We start from the raw sequence: 4247 nt of genomic DNA on the forward strand, positions 1-4247 counted from the left end.
GGTTTTAAGTGTTAGGTTTTAAGTGTTAGGTGTTAGGCCTGCAGCCCGAAGCTCGTGCCCCCGAAGCCCGCGGCCCATACCCCGTTGGCCAGGTAGCCCAAAACGAAAAAAAGCCGCATAAATGCGGCTTTTAGGCTTAATCCCTAATAGGAACTAACAAAAATTAACCGTTACCACCAGTACCACCAGTACCACCAGTAGATGTTGGACATGTAAACTGGAATGCTTGAGTTAATGCGTCAGCATTAGCACCTTCAATTGTAAATGTGTTCGCACCTTCAACAGGTAAACCACGGAAGTTAACAGTAACATCGTAGTTTTGACCTTCACGTAGGTTAGTTAACTGGAAGTTACCATTCGCATCTTTAATCGCAGATCTTGCAGCTTTGCCAGCACGTTTAAATGAAACAGTTGAATTAGTAACATTCACCGCTACATCAGCATCGTTCGAACAAGCACCTGTAAGAGTTAATTCTTTATTAACTAAAGTAAATGGTGCTACAGGAGTTACAGCAACAGTGCCACAAACACCAACTTCTGTTTGTGAGTCAAACCATGTTCCACCTTCACGGTCAAAAAGTCTAACTCGAGCAGTTGCGCCATCATATACACCGAAGGCCGTTGCTAACGCAGCTGGTACAACAGTCTTTGAAGTTGCACCACCACGGATGAAGTTAAACGCATATGCATCTGATGAGTCTGCTAGTACAAATAACCCACCTGCAGGAATAGTACCTGAAGTAACATTTACAGAAAAGCCGTCAGTACAAGTATTCGCATTGCGGTTAACAGAGAACCACGTTAAGTGGTCTGTTTCAAAGCTTACTGTACCAGTACCTTGTGTAACTGCGAAGTCATCTGCAGACCATTGGCCTGTTTCATCATCGAACGACTTAACAGTAAGTGTTTCGCCAGCAGCTAAATCTGTAGGTGCTGCTAGTGTTACTTTTAATGTGTCACCAGCAAACTTCTTAACTTTAGTGTCACCCACTAATAAGTTTACATCAGCAACCGAAACTGGCACTAAAACATTTGCGCTAGTGTTATCAGCATTTAGACCTTCAGGGATCACTGATGATTTAGTTGAAGATGCTGGATCTGTACCTACAACACTCAATGATACTGAATCACCAGTTACAGCTTCGCCTGCAGCATTTTGAAGAGTAATACCAGTTGGTAAGGTTGCAGTAGCTAAAGAAGCACCTGAATCACCTGAAACTACAGCATCAGCAATGATTGGAGCCGTGGTTGTTGAACCGCTAATATCAGTAGAAGCTTTTACAACGCTTGCAAGGCCTGCAGTATCTGTTGAGGTCAATTGGAACTGAGCTGGTAATACAGATAGTTCGTCTTCGTTAGATAAGTCAACTTTGAAAGATCTGGTTATAAAGCCTGCAGCAGAAACAACTGCCGTCACACTTGATAACTCAGAGCCACTCTTAACAGTAACAATAAAGCCACCATCTTCAGTAGTCTTTTTAGTCTGAACCGCGTTGCCATCTACATCAACAATGTTCGTTGATGGCGCGCCATTTTCCACAAATCTTACTGTTGCATCTGCAATTGCATCTGAGTCGCTATTAACTACAGATACATTAACTATAAAGTTAAGTTCAGTTGGTGTTTGAGGTGGAACAACCACTACTGGATCAGGTCCTGGTCCAGGTGGTGTGTAATCATTACCATCGTCATCACTAAAACAACCAGTTAGAGCAAATGCAGAAGCTACAGACAATGCCAATAGCGATTTTTTGTTAGTAAACATAGGGAGTCCTTTTATTCCTTTATAATAAACAATCAATAAACTAAGATTTTTTATACTCGTTACAATATTAGCGTTTACTTTAGGAAAGTATAGCCATAACGCAACAAAAATGAGCAAAAAAACAACATTTTTTACTTTTTGTCAAAAATAGAGCTAATCGCTCTATAGTAATTAATCAGTTCGTTACATAATATAGACTAACTACATATTTGTACAATAGTTAGTCTAATAAAAATTTGTTACCGATATTTTAAATACACTTCTTTTAACCTTGGTAAATGTTTATAAACATAATCACTCGATAAGCGACCTTGATTAAAGAATGTTTTATCTAAGCCAATTATTGAACTTGGTGCGTATAACTGGTTAAAAACCAATTGATTATGCGACTTACCTACTTGCGTACCAATACTATGGCGGTAGGCCTCATTACCTTTAACTTGGCCAAAACGAGTAACCGACATATCTTTACGCGGTGATAACGGTATGCTTATCGCAGCACCGGCTCTTTGCGCACTTGAGTCTTCAAAGAATACAGCTAAGTAGCTATCACCAAACCAAAAACGTGATTCTAGCTTGTAACCACTATCTTCATACCAAAAATCACCAGCTTGGGCATGCAAAGTAATATCTTGCTCTACCCAATTATATTGATAATTAAACATTTGGTAACTGCGGCTGCCGCGGTAATCCTGGTACTGAAAAGAGCCAAATTTAAAGCTAACTTTATGCCTACCAGCATCACTTAGCCAAGCTGTTTCATTACTAATACCTCGGTAGTCATAAAAGTCTTTGATATAGCCAACTTGGGTTTGGTTGTAAAAACCAAACGGTAGCTCAAAAGTTTGATAGAACAAAGCACGATCAAACTGTGTTTCTTTACGGTAATTTTTAAACGGCTTATTTTCAGCGTAATCATCACTATTAGCAACATTTACTTGGCCACCTAAAATAATGCCGCCACCTTGCCATAAAGGCACCTCTAAATCAGCTCTAATGGCGGCTGAGTAATCTAATACTCCAAGCTCAGTTGCATAGGTATTACTTATGGTTGGCGCTATTGTTAAACGCGGTTTAAAGTATGGCGAACTAGCATCTGTAGTTCCCACCCAAACCAAACCATTTGGCTCTAGAGCGGCCCCTTGGGTAATTAATAAATCAGGCGAAATATTGTTAGTAATAAATTCTTTATAATTATCAACGGTACCAACAACATTAAGTAATGCTAAATCATATTTGTTTAGTTGTACGCTAAATTCAACACCTTCAAGTGTTATTAACTCAGCAACACGCCCTAGTACTAATCCTAACGCATCAATATCGTTACGATTAAAAATTGAGTTTTCAAATTTAACAAACAACTGATTGTTATTGTTAAAAGCAACACTAACATTTTCAAAACCATCTTCCACCAATGCTAGCTTCAAGTTAACAGACTGAGAGTTCAACTGATTTAATTCAGCTTGTTGCCCTGTATTATTTGTAATCTTTGCAGTAGTACGCGCTTCTGGCTTAACGGTAGGTAAAGTGTAGTCATTTTGCGTTTGTATTTTTACAGCATCAGGATTAATAGATGCATCGCCTTTACTCGCAACAGGTACATTAGCAGTATTGTTTTGCACATCTGGCGCAGCTTTAACAGGCTGCTGGTAACCTACCTCATCACTCAGTGGTAAGGTAAAGTTGATACCCCAATAATTGCTGGTATCTTCAGAAAATTCAGTATTGCTATAAAAACGGCTTGTTAGAGTAATTTCACCAATATCATATAACCACTCTTTTGGTATGGTTAGTCGCGCAGCTGCATTAACGGCCTCAGAGTCGTATTCAGTGAGTAAACTAAACCATTTAAACGGTTGCCATTCAATACCTGCAAAAGCACCGTCCATCTGGCCAATAATACGATCACTTGAACCAACCCCCGCACTAAATCTAAAGTCCCATAGTTCCTTTGAAGCAACCGCATAAAAAGTTTTATATTTATTAGAAGCACCCTCAAAGTCTTTTGCGCCTATGGCAAAACTAAACCAATCTAGAGGAATATACGGCACTTGGTACTTTATATTAAATGATAAATCCCTTCTCTGTCCTCGACCCTCTGAGTAAAAAATATTATCATGCATAGTATTTGATGCTACCAGACCACTTACCTCCACCCCCTCAAACAACCCTGCACTCAATATAAAGTTATGACCATCTATATATTTAGTCCCAATATCTAACTGGTTATTATGACCAACATCAACAATGCCAGCATCCATTACTTCTGCATTAGGGATGTTAATTAAGCCGGTATAACCTGCAAATGATTGATAATGTTTTATTTCATCAGCGGCAATGGGTAAGCTTAATGCAGCTGCACAGCTTAAAAACAACGTATTCAATTTAGGCATGGTGTGATCCGAGTCCGAGTTAGTATTATTAAATCCATCAATTCCTAGGTTCTAGGTTCTAGGTTCTAGGTTCTAGGTTCTAGGTTCTA

General features: G+C 39.2%; 2 protein-coding genes. Both read right to left on the reverse strand.

The annotated features are described in order from the left end of the window. Positions 1-163: 163 nt before the first annotated feature. On the reverse strand, positions 164-1765 hold the full coding sequence (locus H5180_RS23240) for a hypothetical protein (RefSeq protein ID WP_182759247.1): 1602 nt from the start codon (positions 1763-1765) through the stop codon (positions 164-166). Positions 1766-2004: 239 nt separating this feature from the next. Beyond that, on the reverse strand, positions 2005-4158 hold the full coding sequence (locus tag H5180_RS23245) for a YjbH domain-containing protein (RefSeq protein ID WP_182759248.1): 2154 nt from the start codon (positions 4156-4158) through the stop codon (positions 2005-2007). Positions 4159-4247: the final 89 nt, after the last annotated feature.

The sequence above is a fragment of the Pseudoalteromonas sp. SR41-4 genome (assembly GCF_014163985.1).
In the GTDB taxonomy this organism is placed as follows: Bacteria; Pseudomonadota; Gammaproteobacteria; order Enterobacterales; family Alteromonadaceae; genus Pseudoalteromonas; species Pseudoalteromonas rhizosphaerae.